Annotated in this window: 13 protein-coding genes; 4 read left to right on the plus strand and 9 right to left on the minus strand. The window is 39.8% G+C overall.

All coding sequences use genetic code 11. The features are described from left to right. Positions 1 to 390: 390 nt before the first annotated feature. Positions 391 to 750, minus strand: a complete 360-nt coding sequence (locus MKY24_RS23225; protein ID WP_144390593.1) for a hypothetical protein — start codon at positions 748 to 750, stop codon at positions 391 to 393. Between the two features lie 85 nt (positions 751 to 835). After that, positions 836 to 1,237 carry a VOC family protein gene (locus tag MKY24_RS23230; protein ID WP_339200970.1) on the minus strand — a complete coding sequence of 134 codons (402 nt, stop codon included), beginning with the start codon at positions 1,235 to 1,237 and terminating at the stop codon, positions 836 to 838. A 1,305-nt stretch (positions 1,238 to 2,542) separates the two neighbouring features. Between MKY24_RS23230 and mprF the strand changes: the two genes are divergently transcribed. Continuing rightward, positions 2,543 to 5,188 carry a bifunctional lysylphosphatidylglycerol flippase/synthetase MprF gene (mprF, locus tag MKY24_RS23235; RefSeq protein ID WP_339200972.1) on the plus strand — a complete coding sequence of 882 codons (2,646 nt, stop codon included), beginning with the start codon at positions 2,543 to 2,545 and terminating at the stop codon, positions 5,186 to 5,188. Positions 5,189 to 5,522: 334 nt separating this feature from the next. Here the strand turns inward: mprF and MKY24_RS23240 are convergent, their stop codons facing one another. The 5 genes from MKY24_RS23240 to MKY24_RS23260 all read right to left on the minus strand — a co-directional run bounded on the left by MKY24_RS23240 (position 5,523) and on the right by MKY24_RS23260 (position 10,447). Then, on the minus strand, positions 5,523 to 5,711 hold the full coding sequence (locus MKY24_RS23240; protein ID WP_280782183.1) for a sigma factor-like helix-turn-helix DNA-binding protein: 189 nt from the start codon (positions 5,709 to 5,711) through the stop codon (positions 5,523 to 5,525). Between the two features lie 196 nt (positions 5,712 to 5,907). After that, the gene (locus MKY24_RS23245) at positions 5,908 to 7,122 is read right to left on the minus strand and encodes an ABC transporter permease (RefSeq protein ID WP_339200974.1); all 1,215 of its coding nucleotides are present in this window, start codon (positions 7,120 to 7,122) and stop codon (positions 5,908 to 5,910) included. After that, positions 7,119 to 7,856, minus strand: a complete 738-nt coding sequence (locus MKY24_RS23250; protein WP_023990444.1) for an ABC transporter ATP-binding protein — start codon at positions 7,854 to 7,856, stop codon at positions 7,119 to 7,121. The genes MKY24_RS23245 and MKY24_RS23250 overlap by 4 nt, the downstream gene beginning before the upstream one ends. Then, positions 7,853 to 9,307, minus strand: coding sequence for an efflux RND transporter periplasmic adaptor subunit (locus tag MKY24_RS23255; RefSeq protein ID WP_339200975.1), 1,455 nt, complete (start codon positions 9,305 to 9,307; stop codon positions 7,853 to 7,855). Before MKY24_RS23255 ends, MKY24_RS23250 begins: the two co-directional genes overlap by 4 nt. Before the next feature lie 33 nt (positions 9,308 to 9,340). Then, on the minus strand, positions 9,341 to 10,447 hold the full coding sequence (locus MKY24_RS23260) for a TolC family protein (RefSeq protein WP_339200976.1): 1,107 nt from the start codon (positions 10,445 to 10,447) through the stop codon (positions 9,341 to 9,343). A 704-nt stretch (positions 10,448 to 11,151) separates the two neighbouring features. Between MKY24_RS23260 and MKY24_RS23265 the strand changes: the two genes are divergently transcribed. The 3 genes from MKY24_RS23265 to MKY24_RS23275 all read left to right on the plus strand — a co-directional run bounded on the left by MKY24_RS23265 (position 11,152) and on the right by MKY24_RS23275 (position 13,652). After that, positions 11,152 to 11,742: a methyltransferase domain-containing protein gene (locus tag MKY24_RS23265; protein WP_023990448.1), complete on the plus strand. Its 591-nt coding sequence runs from the start codon at positions 11,152 to 11,154 to the stop codon at positions 11,740 to 11,742. A gap of 88 nt (positions 11,743 to 11,830) precedes the next feature. Beyond that, positions 11,831 to 12,511, plus strand: a complete 681-nt coding sequence (locus tag MKY24_RS23270; protein WP_023990449.1) for a response regulator transcription factor — start codon at positions 11,831 to 11,833, stop codon at positions 12,509 to 12,511. Continuing rightward, positions 12,504 to 13,652: a HAMP domain-containing sensor histidine kinase gene (locus MKY24_RS23275; RefSeq protein WP_075154804.1), complete on the plus strand. Its 1,149-nt coding sequence runs from the start codon at positions 12,504 to 12,506 to the stop codon at positions 13,650 to 13,652. Before MKY24_RS23270 ends, MKY24_RS23275 begins: the two co-directional genes overlap by 8 nt. A gap of 193 nt (positions 13,653 to 13,845) precedes the next feature. On the opposite strand, the gene MKY24_RS23280 is transcribed toward MKY24_RS23275, so the two are convergent. Next, positions 13,846 to 14,544 (minus strand): polysaccharide deacetylase family protein, encoded by a 699-nt coding sequence (locus MKY24_RS23280; RefSeq protein ID WP_023990451.1) that lies wholly within the window; start codon positions 14,542 to 14,544, stop codon positions 13,846 to 13,848. A gap of 46 nt (positions 14,545 to 14,590) precedes the next feature. Further along, the gene (locus MKY24_RS23285; RefSeq protein WP_023990452.1) at positions 14,591 to 15,760 is read right to left on the minus strand and encodes a glycosyltransferase; all 1,170 of its coding nucleotides are present in this window, start codon (positions 15,758 to 15,760) and stop codon (positions 14,591 to 14,593) included. Positions 15,761 to 15,914 lie beyond the last annotated feature (154 nt).

The raw sequence follows: 15,914 nt of genomic DNA on the forward strand, positions 1-15,914 counted from the left end.
TTAGTTAACTGAAGCAACCTCAGTTCGGTATTACACCGTGCTAAGGTTGCTTCCAATTAAAAAGTATATCCAAGAGAGAGAGTCAGGATATTGCTCTGGACTAAATTTTTAACGGATGGGGAGTGAACCAAGATGCACCAACGACAGCTTCTATGTGCGTACATTCCTCCGTATATTTAATGACCAACAACCATCAAGTATTAACGGGTTCTGACCGGTCATCCGGATATGTTCTACCGCATACAACGGGTACAAGCGTTAGACCAAAAGTACCTAAAGCATATGATAATTGAGGATGTCCTTCATGAATGTATAATGCTATTGCCATAATAATGATAGGCAAAACTGTAATACAATCATTATAGTTGTTTCCTCCATTTGCATTGTATTTCACACACGTTTCTTTAACAATTCTTTCAGCTGTGTGTTCGGGTCAGCAAAAGACTGAATAATCTCCTTTATACCTTCTAGAACGTTTTTTGAAGTTGTTAGATACAAATCTATTACTTCCGCAGGCCAGCTGTTAAAGTTGGCCGTGATTTTTATAACTTCTGTTCTTAAAGAAAAAGCACTTAAATTATTAGGGTCTAATCCCGCATTATTAAGCAAATGGGTCAATCCATGCACAAGTTCTACTCTTGAGCGATCGAGATTTTCAAAAGGATTGGAAATATCTAATATATCCCTTAGCTTAGGGATAGCCCAGGTGATTTGTATAAATTTAACCCACGAATTTTTCCTTCTAAGCAACGATTTTGATTTGAATTACGGATATGAGATTATAGGGGGTGTAAAAAACGCCGGTGACCTTAAGGAGGTGACCGGCGTTTTCATATTAGCGTTTCGGCATTTTGCTCTCATCCATGTACAGCAGATTCCAGCGGTGACCGTCCAGGTCGGCAAATCCTGCGCCGTACATCCAGCCGTCAATTTCACTCGGTTTGCCAAAGATGTTTCCTCCGGCAAACTCTACTTTTTGAATAAAGGCATCTACTTCTTCTCTGCTTTCAGCGCCAATGGAAAATATTACTTCTGCGGTATGGGAAGTATCTGCGATTTTTGAACCTGTAAATTTCTCAAACGCCGTATCCAGGAACAGCAGAATCGTTGTTTGGCCTATGGCAAGCTTGGCTCTCTCGTTACCAACGCTAGCCGCATGTAATCCAATCTCATTGAAAAAGGCAGTTGACCTCTCAACATCTTTGACCGGCAGATTAATCCATATCTCCTGTGACATGGCTGTAGCCTCCTGGAATATATTTTCAACTACTCCTACTATACTCTACTTCTGGCAGCAGAAGCGAATCTTATAAAAGAAACCGCAAGGTATCGATCTAGCCAAGAATGGATTTCGCATCAAAGTAATGACTCTCTTACAACAATTCTGCACTCTTCAAGTTCTTCGGAATCCGTATCTAGGTAAAGAAGCTTCCAGTCAGTTGGGTATATTGAATGCGCATGCCGATAATGGATACCCAAAGGTGTCACTGAAGCAAAATCATATATTTTCAAAGAATCTGATTTTAGGGGCATCATCGTTCTTCCCTTTAGCTTATAACTATATTTATTGGTAATAAGATTTTTTATATTCACAAAACAATAAAATATCCGAGTATCAATAAACCAAATACGATTCAGTCAAGAATATATTCAACTCTTCATGCGTAGCTAGAGCTTTCACACTGAATTCCGTCTTCTAACCGAGATGGGGGGCGCTGAAGCTTAATCATGGAGCTTGCAACTGGAGCACTTGCGTAGGAAGCCCTGTTCAACTTTAACGGTGGAGAGTCTTAGCGAAAGAATCTCCATTTCAAGTTATTACTTAGTTATACAAATTCTTTAGATTTTCTTTAGAAATATACTCATTAATTCCTTAGTTTTTTTTATTATGCTTTCTGCATTGAAAGAAAGAGAGAGAAGTAAAAAATGGTTAGATATAACCTAAAAATTTATTAATTCCTAGGGCTATCTATTCTTATTTCGCCCTCTCTCTGAGTTCTTTTAGAATACAATCCCATATGAAACTACATCTAGTATCCTCGTATCTGGCCCACGGTAAGGATGAAGCGTACGTAGCCACAATAATTGAACATAAACCCGCTTGCATACTCCCATCAACAATGCCGATCGTACGGAGTTGTTCATAGAGATTGCGCTAGGTGTAACCATCACACAGTACCCCGCAGGCAGCTTATTCACAGCCACTGCTAACTGAACCAAGTAGTTTGCTTGCCAGGCGGATATGGAAGCTATACTTAACCTGCTAGTTTATTTTGCTGACGCTATTTGTCCTAGCAACGCGGTTTGAATGAAAATGCTAACGGTTTACTGCTGGGTTCCTCCCCAAGAGTACTGATGGCTTGGGTCACGGATGAAGATCTCCTTCATTTACTGGATCTAATTAACCACCGACCCCGAAAATGTCTGGATTGGAGGACCGCTCACGAATCTTTCACAGAAGTCCTGTCGCATTTGGTTTGACAATCCGTCTTGTATTAAAAATATCGATATTATTTTGTCCGAAGGTGGAGTCGACGACACAATGAGAGAATTGCTTCGAAAGCTTAAAATTTTACAGCTATTTTTGGCTTTGTACCGTGCTAAAATTATTAGGATACTGATTCCTGTAGCTATTTTAGTCATTATCTATGTGTATGGAAGACACGAGATTCAGAATATTAACTTAGCTAAAATTATTTATGAATTACGCATGATGCCCGTTCATGTCGTTATTCAATTGATCATTGCTTCTTTTATAGCGGTATCTGTAATGAGTACTTATGATTATTTAATACGAAAACAATTTAAGCTTGATATCAATTGGAAAACGACTTATCGATATGCATGGATAGCCAATACATTTAATAATATGATTGGGTTCGCTGGTCTTACCGGTCTAGGACTACGTACATTACTGTATAAGAGAAGTGGCGTTCCTATGAAAACAATGGGAGCTGCTGCACTCTTTTTATCGCCTATCGTATTAGTCGGTCTATCTTTACTTGGCTGTCTTGTACTGGTCGGTGTTTTTCCTGTAGAACCTGTTTTTGAACAACTTCCTTGGCTTCGTATCGGTGTATGGGGAGTTTCATTGTACTTACCGTTCTTCCTATTAATGCAACGATCTTCCCTGTTCGCCAAATGGTTTCATAAGGGCGATGGCAAGTTACCTTGGAAAGTAGTCATCGCTTCTCTAGGTTCCTCTGTTCTAGAGTGGGCTTGTGCAGGGGCATTATTTTGGTTATTCACTTTTTATGATCTGAATCAATTACCGTTTGCCCCGGTATTCGGTGTGTATATTGTAGCAGCAATTGCAGGGATTATTAGTATGGCGCCAGGTGGTATTGGAGCATTTGATCTGATCGTGTTGCTTGGACTTCAGACATTAGGTGTTGATCCATCACGTGCACTAACGATTTTGTTATTGTTCCGCATTTTTTACTTTGTAGTTCCTTGGTTGATCGGTCTTGTGCTAGCTACGTTTGAGATGAGTCCGAACAGTAAACAAATGCGTGAAATGATTACAACTAGTCTGGACGCTTCACGTAACACATGGGTCAAATTCTGGGGCTGGCCTTCTCATTTCGGTCTACTTAGTGATCTAGGAGCATGGGCGCTTGGAAAGTTAGTATTCACCAGTGGTATCATATTACTACTTTCTGCGGCTACCCCAGGCCTAATTGCTCGCCTACGTTTTATGGAACATGTGTTATCTTTACCTATTATGCGTTTTTCAGAACAGTTATCTGTGACTATCGGTATTATGCTTATTGTCGTATCACGTGGTATTTCAATGCGCACTCGTCGCGCTTACATATGGACGGGAGCATTGTTGTTAGCAGGTGCTATCTTCACATTTGCCAAAGGGTTCGATTACGAGGAAGCTATTATTTTACTTATTGTTGCATTGGTGCTATGGATATCTCGGGCTCGATTTAACAGTGAAAGTGCTAGTATTTCTTTACGTAGTATCTGGATTTGGGCGTTCCTTGCTTTTATCTCATCGTTATCGTATTACGTTATTGGTACACATATTCATCCAGCTATTTTGCGACATCTACCAATGCGTGCTCAACAATGGTTTTTGAACCCGCATGAATATGCAGTGACGGCCCTTGTTGGATTAATCGGTGCTTTAATTTTAATGGCATCTATATTCACATTACGCCCGCATCGCTACACAGGAATACGTCCAGATGAGGCGGGTATAGAGAAATTAACTCAATTTATTGCCAAAGAAGACGGTAATCTTTTGACTCATCTTCTCTATCTAGGAGACAAAAAATTTTATTGGGCGCAAAATGATCAAATTTTAATTCCCTATTCTCGAATGCGTCACAAATTAATTGTACTTGGCGACCCAGTTGGTAATAAAAATCTTGTCTCTGCTGCGATTCAAGAATTTCAGAGGTATGCGGATCAGTATGCATTAACCGTTGTTTTTTATCAAGCAACACCTGAATATCTATCGATCTATCATGAGAATGGTTACAAATTCTTCAAACTAGGCGAAGAAGCTTTGGTTCCTCTAACTACATTCACATTAAGTGGGAAAAGTAAGCAGAACTTGCGAACTGCTAAAAATAAATCAGATCGTGAAGGTCAAATATTTGAAGTGCTTGCCCCACCCTATCATTCAGAATTACTGTCTGAATTACGTCAGATTTCGAATGAGTGGCTAGGCGATCGTAAAGAAAAAGCTTATTCTTTAGGCTGGTTCAACGAAGCGTATATTCAGCGCTCTCCCTTAACCTTGCTTCGTAATGCTGAGGGTCACATTTTGGCTTTTGCAACATTAGCTCCAGCTTATGACCAAAATAAAGTGATCTCAATTGATCTGATGCGCCATTTGAATGATACACCGAATGGAACGATGGATGTGTTATTTGTACGTATAATTGAATGGGCAAAAGAACAAGGTTATTCTTATTTCAATTTGGGTATGTCTCCTCTCTCCAGTGTGGGTGAAAATCAGAATGCGCATCGTGAAGAAAAATTAGCTCGGCTGGTGTTCCGATATGGTGGGCACTGGTATGGATTTGAGGGATTGCGCCGTTACAAGGAAAAATTCTCACCTGAATGGCAAGCAAGATATTTAGCTTATCCGGCAGGTATGACACTTCCAATGCTTACGCTGGATCTGGTCCGACTGGTATCTCGTCGTCCAGAACAAGTAGAGCTTCTTTAACCTTCAGAATAAATTCTTTGGATAGGCTACAGTTACGTGGACTGAAAAAATGAGGGCAATGGAAAGAAAGCAATTATTTTTCACGGTTAGATATTCGGAATTCCTTCACATCCTAAGGTGGTCATTTGACCACCTTTTAATGTTTTGACTCAACTATTCTACCTACACTCTTCTAGACATAAAAAACGTGGTTTATTGTATTAGATAACAGATAAACTAGAGGTATTGGTTGGATCAATAAAAAGATATTTAAGGATCAGAGCTTGAAAAAAAAGCTCTTTCAGCAAAAAGAATACTGTCAGTCCTACTGCTTATTAGGTTCTTCCCAATCAGTTCATGAAATATATCTTAATTTAATATGTTTAGAAGCTCTGTACAGCGACGACTTCACGGCAGCTTCGCTCTTGTTTAAAATTTTAGCTGTTTCTTTTATGGAGTATCCTTGGACTAGGCGCAATTCGAGTACAGTCCTTTGCTCGTCATTACTTACCATCAAAAGAATTCGCTCGACTTCCTCTTGAATTACAAAATCGAGGGTATCCTAGTGATAATCAAATAGTTCTCTATGTGAAGAGTATTCTCTCATCTTTTTTCGTTTTCTTAATACATCTATAGCAAGATTTTTGGCATTACTTTTCCTTCCTGTTTCGATTGCTTTTCAACAAATACTGCACCCTCAACAATACCTATTTACGTTTCATGAACATTTTTCAATAAAATTATTCGTATCTCAATGCATCTATCGGCTTCAATCTCGCTGCTTTATAAGCTGGGTATACCCCAAATAAGATGCCTATACCTGCAGAGCTAAGAAACGAATATATGATCGGCGAGACCGTGAATTCAATGGTCATACGAGTTGTTGCTTCAATTATTTTAGACGCTCCTATGCCAGCAGCAACCCCAAGTATACCTCCCATTAGACCGAAAATGACTGCTTCGAACAGGAATTGAATCATAATATCTCTAGGCTTGGCGCCAATCGCTTTGCGAATACCGATTTCTCTTGTACGCTCTATAACGGAGACCATCATAATATTCATAATTCCGATTCCCCCTACCACGAGCGATATTGCGGCTACACCTCCCAGCAATTTGCTCATGATATCATCTACACCCAAAGCTGCACCTGCTGCTTCGGACAGACTCATAGTTTGAAATTGATCCGGTTCTGAGGGTTTTAGCTGATGCGTCACACGCAAGCTCCCCAATATATCTGAACGAGCTTGATCCATCATAGCTGGTGACTTGGCGGAGACATCCAGGCTGGTGATATTTCTCTCACCCAGACGGTTCATCATGGTTGTAGCAGGGATGTAAATTTGATCATTTGTACTGCGGCTTAAATTCGTAACGGGCTGAGAATTCAATACTCCGATCACTTTGAAGGGGATCTGTTTAATTTGAAACGTTCGTCCCACCACGTTTTTGGTATCCCCACCAAAAAGACGTACAACCGCTTGGCTTTCCAGAATAGCAACATTCATACGTTTATCCAACTCATCGTTGGTAAATGTCCTGCCTTCAGCAAAGGAAAACTTTTTAACTTTATAAAATGAAGCGGATGTTCCTATAATAGTTGCATTATAGTTATATCGACCCCATACAACTTTTGAATTGCTCGAAATACTGGGCATTAATGCCGCAATCGAACTCTTTTGTTCCATTGCCTTGATATCAACCCACATAAAGGAGGGCAAGTTGTCCCCATTGACTTCTTCCTCGGTCATTGGCATGGCTGGAGCAACCATAACCACATTATTCCCTAGACTATTTATTTCCTCCTTAATGCTGGCTTTAGAACCGTTTCCGATTGCCATAATGGCAATAACCGCTGCCACCCCAATAATAATACCGAGTATCGTTAAAAATGAACGCATCTTGTTGGTGGTTAAGCTATTCATTGATACACGGATCGTTTCCATCACATTCATAGGCTTACCGTCCTTGATGAAATTCGTCTATTCGTAATTTGCTCATCCCGCTCAATATTGCCATCCCGAAAACTAATCAATCGTTTGGCATATTCAGCTATTTCCAGCTCATGAGTAACCAGAACTATAGTTTTTCCCAGCTCATTCAACCCTTGAAACAGTTCCATAATCTCAATACTCGTTTTCGTATCCAGTGCGCCCGTAGGTTCATCTGCCAGCAGAATAACAGGATTATTTACCAATGCACGTGCAATGGAGACACGCTGCTGCTGACCACCAGAAAGCTCGTTAGGCTTGTTATACATCCGTTCGGCAAGGCCAACGCTTCGTAGCGCCTCCACGGCTCGTTCCCGGCGTTCCTTGGCAGGTATACCTGCATACATCATAGGTAGCTCTACATTGGCTAATGCTGTAGTTCGGGGAAGTAAATAAAATTTTTGAAACACAAAACCTAGCTTCTGATTTCTAATCTCCGAAAGTTCGTTCTCACGAGCATCCAATATGGAATACCCATCCAGGTAGTATTTTCCGGTATCCGGATGATCCAGGCAACCAATGACATTCATCATGGTAGACTTGCCCGAACCAGAGGGTCCCATGATAGCAACAAACTCACCTTCGCTAATGGATAAATTCACGCTGCGCAGAGCCTGAATCTCCTGACCGCCTACTTCATACATCTTTTTCAGTTCTTTAATTTCGATCACCGTTTTATTGGATTGAGTTTCGCTCATTGTGCCTGCCCCCCTCCACTGCCATTCGGATCAGCACTGCTGTTCTGAGGAGGAATAACAATAGTTTCGCCTTCCTTGACACCAGACTTGATTTCGGCCTGATCCGCTGTATAGACGCCTAGTTTTACCGGTCTAAATCCATAATCAGCAGGATGTGCCGCGTTCTTCGCCACATATACTCCATCTACACCACCTTCAGATCTCAATGCAAACAATGGCACAGACAGCGCGTCTTTGTGTTCAGCTAACAGAAGGGATACATCCATGTTCATCCCCGGTTGCAGCCTTATTTTTTGGCTATCCAAAGACAATTCAACTTTGTATGTAGTCACATTGGATTCCACAACTGGCTCTGGAGAAACAAAAAGAACTTCTCCTTTGAATTGCTTGTCCGGAAATGAATTGGTATGCATTGTAGCCTGAAGTCCAGTCTTCAATTTGGCGATATCACTTTCGTTAACCTTGGCACTAACCTTCATGACCCCTGTGTTGGAGTTATTCATTATGATAAAAGGTGCAGTAGGACTGGTGCCCACATCGCCGTTGACCTTCAAAACAATCCCATCCCACGGCGCCGTAACCTGTAATTTATTCAGAACACTTTTCTTTTGCTCCAATTCTGTTTCGGCCTGCTGTAAAGAAGCCTGTGCAGATTGAATGTTGGAAGCTTCAGGCGGGGACTGTGCTGCCTTTAATTGAATTAAAGCGGTTTTATAACCCATTTCAGCATCTTCAATAGCCTGGTTTTGTCTGATCTGTGCCTTCTTGTATTGAAGCTCGGCATTACTCATATCCAATTTTGCCTTATCCAAGCTTTGCTTGGCCGTCGCCAGGTCACTTTCTGCGGCCGCATCATTCTGAACTAGATAAGTCTGGTCATCATAATCCTTCTGGGCTTTATCCAAGGTCACCTTGGCAACCTCTTTTTGTGCAGCGGCTTCCTCTAACTCCATCCCGTCCTTGGCTGTTTTAATCGCCATCTGTGTCTTTAGGACATTTGCCTTCTGGAGCTCAATATCAATTTGCTTTGGTCCACGCTTGGCTTCCTCTAGCTTGGCCCTTGCAATCGCAACATTGGACTGGGCATCTTTAATTTGTAATTTGGCATCTGAATCATCTAAACGAGCTAAAACCTGGCCCGCCTTAACACTATCTCCTGCTTTGACATTGACCGCAATGAGCTTGGCACCCTCGACATTTGTAAAATTAATATTCACTTCCTTGGAAGCCTGAACGGTCCCAGTCACGGCAAGCGATTCGGTTATATTGTTTTTTTTCACCTGAACAATCTGATTCGCAGGACCCTCCACGGGCTTTTCCTGCCCCCTATTCATATAAACAGTACCACCGATTCCCACTATAATGATCAAGGCCAGAATACCTATGATCACTTTTAATCTTCTTTTTTTTCTTAATATTTGCAATGCATCTTTTTTTACTGTTTCCGGCAATGTCATATCCCCTTAAATATATTTTTTTAAATCCTATACACTCCACGGTTTGTTTAAAGCATGTTGTAACTGTGTCATTTGAACAATCAATTCATCCATATTCCGTTCTATTTGCTTCACTTTTAACTGATTAGTAGCGACCTCCGTACCTGTGGCAAATCCCCGTTCCTTTTTTTTACGAGAAATGTTTAATACTTTATTAGCGTTCTGCAGATTACTTTGCAGTTGTTCGTATTGCTCATCATTTTGCTGTAAATTAAAGTACATACTCTTCAATGTTTCTGCCAATTGGTCTTTGGTATTTTCCAGTCCACCTTGTGCTGAATCTACATCGATCTGTTTAATTTCATAATCATCATTCCCTGAGTTCCACGTGTAATATTTAACTTCCATCTTTGCCAGCTTGACAGCCTCCTCCTGTCTCCATACCGAAGGACTCGCCGAAATGGCACGTGTCACAAGCGTATCCAAATTCGTGCTATCCATTTTTCGGTAAACAGGTCGATCCACCAGTTCATAGACCGTACCTTGCGGTTGCCCCATTTGGGTATTTAGTGAATCCATCGCTTTTTGCAACGCAGCTTTTGCAATCTCTATATTTTTTTGTGCTTCTATACGAGTCTGAATAATGCTGCTTTGATCACTTGGAGAAATTTTCCCACGGTTGGCTTTTGCCTCAGCAGCTTTTTCCTCCAATAATGCAAGCGAAAGTGCATCCTCACTGCTCTTCACCTTGTTATCAGCCAGAAGTACCTCATAATAGTTCTTCATTGTAGTGTAGTCTGTCTGATCTTGGGCAAGCTCGATTTGCTTCTTGGATTCCAGATAAGAAACCGTCGATGAGGCATACCCCTTCCATGCTGAACTACTGGACGCATCCTCTTCTCCATTACCTGTACCTGCGGGAATGAAGTCCAGATTCTTACCTGCATTTTTCAAGTTAATCCGATTGCGATCTATCGTTTGCTGGGCCTCCTTCAAGCTAAAGCTATTGGATCGCGCCCATTGCTGGGCTTGACTCAATGTTAGTTTCACACTTGCATTGGAAGCCAATTGCTGCCCCTCTGCTTGAACAAAGGACCCTGAAAAAGAACTGGTTGATAAGGCCAACAGCAATAAAATGAACATACGTTTTTTCATAGAACCCCCTCTTTCTATTTTTAAATAATTGTACAAACACATTCTTATATGAATTATCTATTGTTCTCTTTTGAGCAACTACAAATGAATCATAGACACGTGCAGATTGCTTTCTGCTTTGGCTAAAAGTATTTCGGGATGAAACGATCTAGCAATGTAATCATATGTCAGGGTTTTCTCATAAAATGAGATATGAATGAGCGTCTCTCTTTACTCAGCAGAAACATGACGCTCGCCTCCTTTCAGAGTCAGGCGATTTCTATGATTAGGTTTATCTATAGCAATGAACCCATCATAATGATAAACTCTGAAGAACTTTAGAGGATTTTTCTAAAGAATTCCTTAACATTAGTTGGTAAGGGGTATTCCCTCTCACATCTTATTTATAGGGAATCTTATCAACAATTTACGTAATAAAAAGCCTCGCCAACTTTTTTGTTGGCAAGGCTTTTTGGGTTCTTCAATCAGATCAGCTTTCTGATTTTCATCCACTTCTTGCAGACTTCGAGTCTGAATAGTGTACATATCTTCAGATTTTCTTTAGATATATCCTCGTAAAATCCTTAGATTTTTTCGTTACTATTTTTATATTGATATAAATAACAAAACGAGGAGATATGGCAATATGTTTTGGATTATTCCTTCCAGTTGTTCGGTATATCATCCCTTTATTTGTTGGGTACCCAAAAGGGAGAAATTAAATAATGGGGGAAAAACAGTTGAATATCAGTGAATGTCTACTTTTTTTGCAAGGATTTCTCACAAATCCACAACGAGTAGGAAGTGTTATACCTAGCTCCCGATTTCTAGCAGCTAAAATCGTTGAGTCTGTACCATGGAATGAGGTAAAGGCAGTCGCAGAACTCGGGTCAGGTACAGGTGCTATTACACGTTTCATGAAGCCACATTTAACCGGATCAACAAGAGTGCTATTGTTCGAAAGGGATAAGAAAATGAGAGCTACTCTGAAGACAAAATACTCAGATTTCGCGTGTCATTCAAACGCTTGCCAATTAATCAAAAAATTGAATCAAGATGACATCGGCCAGCTTGATTGTATTATTAGCGGATTGCCATTTTTTAATTTTACGAGTGAAATGCGAGAAACCTTACTCAATCAGATTATTAAGGCACTAAAACCAGAAGGGATTTTTGTCGCTTATCAGTACTCACTTCAAATGAAAAAAAAATTTGCCGAAGATTTAATCATCGAAAAAATCGAGTTCGTACCTTTCAATTTCCCTCCAGCTTTTGTATATACCTGTCGCAAAAGGGGAGGCAATAATCGGTATTAATAAACTTTTCGTAGCAATCATTGGATTTGTCTTAATTATAGAATTTTAGTAGCCGTAATCATAAAAAGTAGGAAAGGGGCATCATGTAATGGATACAATACTTGTTGTAGGTGACGATACAGAGATTCGAGATGTCATTCACGTTTATTTGCGCAATGAAGGATACTTTGTCATAGAAGCTGCAAATGGTCTGGAAGCGTTAGATTTAATAAGATCAATCTCTTTCGAACTGGTCATCTTAGATATTAAGATGCCACAAATGGATGGCATTAATGCTTGCATTAAAATAAGGGAAATATCGAGCACCCCCATTATCATGCTATCGGGGGAGGAAGAAGATATTGGTAAAATTTCGGGTCTTACTCCCGGTGCGGACGATTACATGATAAAACCCTTTAATCCGTTAGAATTACTCGCTCGAGTAAAAGCTCATTTGCAGCGACAATCATTAATAGGAAAAGAAGAATTTAATTCTGTTATATTCATCAAAGATCTTGTGATCGATAAGAGTAAACATTCCGTTACATTGAAAGAAAATAACATTTCGCTGACCCCTCTTGAGTTTTCAATTCTAGAGTTGCTTGCAAGCCACCCTGGGCAAGTATTTAGCTTTGATAAGATTTACGAAAGCGTGTGGAAAGATCCTATTGGGTATTCCGATAATACCGTGATGGTCCATATTCGTAATTTACGAGAGAAATTAGAGGAGTTTCCCAGAGATCCTCAGTATATTAAAACGATTTGGGGAGTTGGTTATAAAATTGACTGAACATGTGCAAAAACCAAAACGAAAAAAAAGGATGATTCAGGTCAATATTTTAATCAGAATGATGCTAAGTCTCATTATCGCCACAACCATAAATAACATGCTTATTTTACTTTTACTGGATATTGGCCATGGCATGGAATCCGAGTGGCTCCTCAATTTCATTCCGTATATTTTCCCCCCCCTGTTTATGGTTAACTTTATTATTACTTTCCTAGCTTTAACTCGACGAATCGTAAGAGACTTAATTTCGTTGGAGCAGGGGCTTCAAATTATATCCGAGGGTAATTTAAGCTATCGAGTGCCTGTCATGCGAAATGATGAGCTTGGGAGGGTTGCGTTTAATATCAACTTGATGGCGGAACGTCTACAACAGCAGATCGAAAAGGAACGTGAACTAGAAATCTCCAAGTTGGAAATGATAACAGGCATATCACACGACTTGCGTACGCCACTTACAAGCATTATTGGCTATATAGAACTCTTAAGAACAAATTCATTTCAAAATAAAGATGAATATACGCGATTTGTTCAAAACACTTATAACAAAGCTATTCATTTAAAAAAATTGCTCGATGATTTGTTTGAATATACCCGACTTACTTCGGTCGATACCCGCCTGGACCTAAATAAGATCGATGTATTCCAGCTTCTAGATCAATTAATTTTTGAATTTGAACCGATCGCTCAAGAGAACGGTATCCATATTATTAAAGACTTAGGTAACTCTCCTATTATAACCGTTATTGACAGTAAAAAAATTGCCAGAGCAATCGATAATCTACTCATGAATGCCCTTAAGTACTCTGTAAAGCCAGGAACCGTTCGTATTTTAATGAAGTTGGATAATAAGCAAATTAGTATTGAGATCGAAAATAAAGGGAATCCCCTCACACAAGAGCAAGAAAATAAACTCTTCAATCGTTTTTATAAAGTAGACCATTCAAGAAGTAGTGAAGGCATTCAAACGGGAGCAGGTCTGGGCCTTTCTATTGCTAGAAACATTATTGAGTTGCATGGAGGAACCTTAACGCTCATTCATATAAATAACATATTTAAATTTACTCTTACTTTGCCTTTCGAAGGAGTTCTGACCCGTTCCATTGGATCAGAAGAAGGCCACTCCGGCAACCTTGATGTATAAGTTGAAAAACTTAAGCCCCGAACAATACTTTGTCCCGGGCTTAAGTTTTGATTTTTAGTATCCAAATTAAACTTACTCTGTTTTTTAAGTATAATCTTCGAGAGTGCTGACAGATAATGTGTTTATGTAAAATAAAAAAGCCGCGCTTATCACGGCCGTACCATAATTAATGCTCATATATTTAGCCTGTTCATTATGCAGCTCTTTTCTCATCTACTCTCTGAAAACAATATCCCGTATATAATGCTTCAATGATAAATTCATTTAATGCCTCCAACATGTATGCAGGTGCATCCCTGTCTGCTCCAAACGTTTGCCCGCTATCATGAAGAACGATAACAGCTCCACCCCTTAGCTTGGACAGCAGCCTTTGCTTAATTTTTTGCTTGCCGCCAGAGCTCTTCCAGTCACCTACAATAACAGACCAAAGAATCATGCGAAATTGCTTCATCAGAAAAAAATCAAATAGGTTAATGACTCCCCACGGGGGCCGATAATAGAAGGCTTTCTCTCCAATAATACGATTAATGACATTGGCCGTTTTGTTTACCTGCTCGCGAACCCTCTTAGGACTCATTAAAGCATTTGACCAATGTACATAATTATGGATTCCGACAAGATGTCCTTCATTGTGCATCCGTTGGATTAAATCGGGATATTTCTCTGCTTTGCGACCAAGGACAAAAAAGGTACCCTTTATATTATATTTCTTTAATAAATCAAGCAAAAGAGGCGTAAATTCTGGGTCCGGACCGTCATCAAAAGTTAACGCAATGGGCTGCTCGCCCGTTCCCCTTTTATAAACTCCGATTCCAAATAGTCGGATTATAAGGGTCGGGATAATCGTGTATACGAGTAATGCACTAATGAGAATTATGAATGTCTGCTTCATGATCCTGCTCCTTTTTAACAGTAATAAATCCATGCTTGCCTTTTTTCTAGGAGCATATCTTTATTTCACTGGATCTATTATTCATTGCAATAGTTCCAAAAATAACTTCTAATGAAGCAAACGCGGACTCTTTAGGATGGAACTGTTTAGTATTTTCTATCATATGTTGAAGAAGTTTTGCATCATCTAGTAATTCCGATAGGCGCTCGGTTAGATCCCCAGATGTCTCTGCATGAATGGCTACCCCAGAACGAACTAAAAATTTGGCATTATCCTGTTCTTGACCAGGGATTGGTTTACAAAGTAGCATCGGCAGTTCCATAGCAATCGCCTCAAAAGTCGTGACTCCTCCTGGTTTGGTAATCATAATATCAGATATAGCCATTAACTCATGAACATAGTTAATATAACCTGTTAAATAGATGCGATGTTTGGAAATTTTCAGACTCTCATTCAATTTCATTCGAAGTTTTTCATTATGCCCACAAACAATGATGAATTGTACAGGCTGTGACAATAGATCAAATTTCTGAATAGTAGAGCTTCCATCGCCAATCATGCCGCAACCTCCTCCCATCACAAGCACAGTAGGCATATGAGGATCTAAACCATACTTCTTAGCTGTTTTCTCTCTTTCTATGGACTGAGAAAATTGCGGGCGAATGGGAATTCCCGTATCTGCAATCCGAGTCTCTTCAACACCTAATTGAATTAAAGAATCACGTACACTTCTGGAACCCACAATATATTGATCTGTATATGGATAAATCCATGAACTATGATCCGTGTGATCGGTAATGATAGTAACAGTATGAATATCGATTGAACCATATGATTTCAACTTCGACATCACGCCTGCCGCCAAAGGGAAGGTGCATACTACAATAGCAGGCTGTATTTCATTAATCAATTTCATCATTCGTCCGATTCCTGTAGAAAAAACGGTCTTTATGATATAGGATAGGGTGTTTTGTCTCCGCGTTTTCTGATATAGATATCCATAAACTTGAGGGAATGTTTTTACGGCTTGGAGATAAACATTTCGACTCAAATGATTCATATAAGGATGGACCCATTCCATAAAATCAATAATGACAGGTTCCATATGAGGAAATCGAATTTGCATCGCATCTTGTATCGCTTGGGCTACTTGAATGTGACCATCTCCATAATTTCCGGTAAGAATCAACATTTTTTCTTTCGTTCCTTTTTTCATGGATCACAGCTCTCCTTTCAAAAAATCAAATCTCAGAAACGTTTAAGAATCACTTTCCTTTTATGTTAAGAGAAATCGGCATAAACTGAAGGCACAGAAAGGATGCTTTCATATGCCAAAGAAACGATTTTTATTATTGATGATGAAATGAAAT

The organism is Paenibacillus sp. FSL P2-0322 (assembly GCF_037975315.1).
In the GTDB taxonomy this organism is placed as follows: domain Bacteria; phylum Bacillota; class Bacilli; order Paenibacillales; family Paenibacillaceae; genus Paenibacillus; species Paenibacillus polymyxa_B.

Coding starts and splice junctions, on each gene's coding strand:
- MKY24_RS23245 (WP_339200974.1), bottom strand. CDS start 7,122: ATGAATGTGATGGAAACGATCCGTGTATCAATGAATAGCTTAACCACC.
- MKY24_RS23270 (WP_023990449.1), top strand. CDS start 11,831: ATGGATACAATACTTGTTGTAGGTGACGATACAGAGATTCGAGATGTC.
- MKY24_RS23260 (WP_339200976.1), bottom strand. CDS start 10,447: ATGAAAAAACGTATGTTCATTTTATTGCTGTTGGCCTTATCAACCAGT.
- MKY24_RS23230 (WP_339200970.1), bottom strand. CDS start 1,237: ATGTCACAGGAGATATGGATTAATCTGCCGGTCAAAGATGTTGAGAGG.
- mprF (WP_339200972.1), top strand. CDS start 2,543: ATGAGAGAATTGCTTCGAAAGCTTAAAATTTTACAGCTATTTTTGGCT.
- MKY24_RS23280 (WP_023990451.1), bottom strand. CDS start 14,544: ATGAAGCAGACATTCATAATTCTCATTAGTGCATTACTCGTATACACG.
- MKY24_RS23285 (WP_023990452.1), bottom strand. CDS start 15,760: ATGAAAAAAGGAACGAAAGAAAAAATGTTGATTCTTACCGGAAATTAT.
- MKY24_RS23265 (WP_023990448.1), top strand. CDS start 11,152: ATGGGGGAAAAACAGTTGAATATCAGTGAATGTCTACTTTTTTTGCAA.
- MKY24_RS23250 (WP_023990444.1), bottom strand. CDS start 7,856: ATGAGCGAAACTCAATCCAATAAAACGGTGATCGAAATTAAAGAACTG.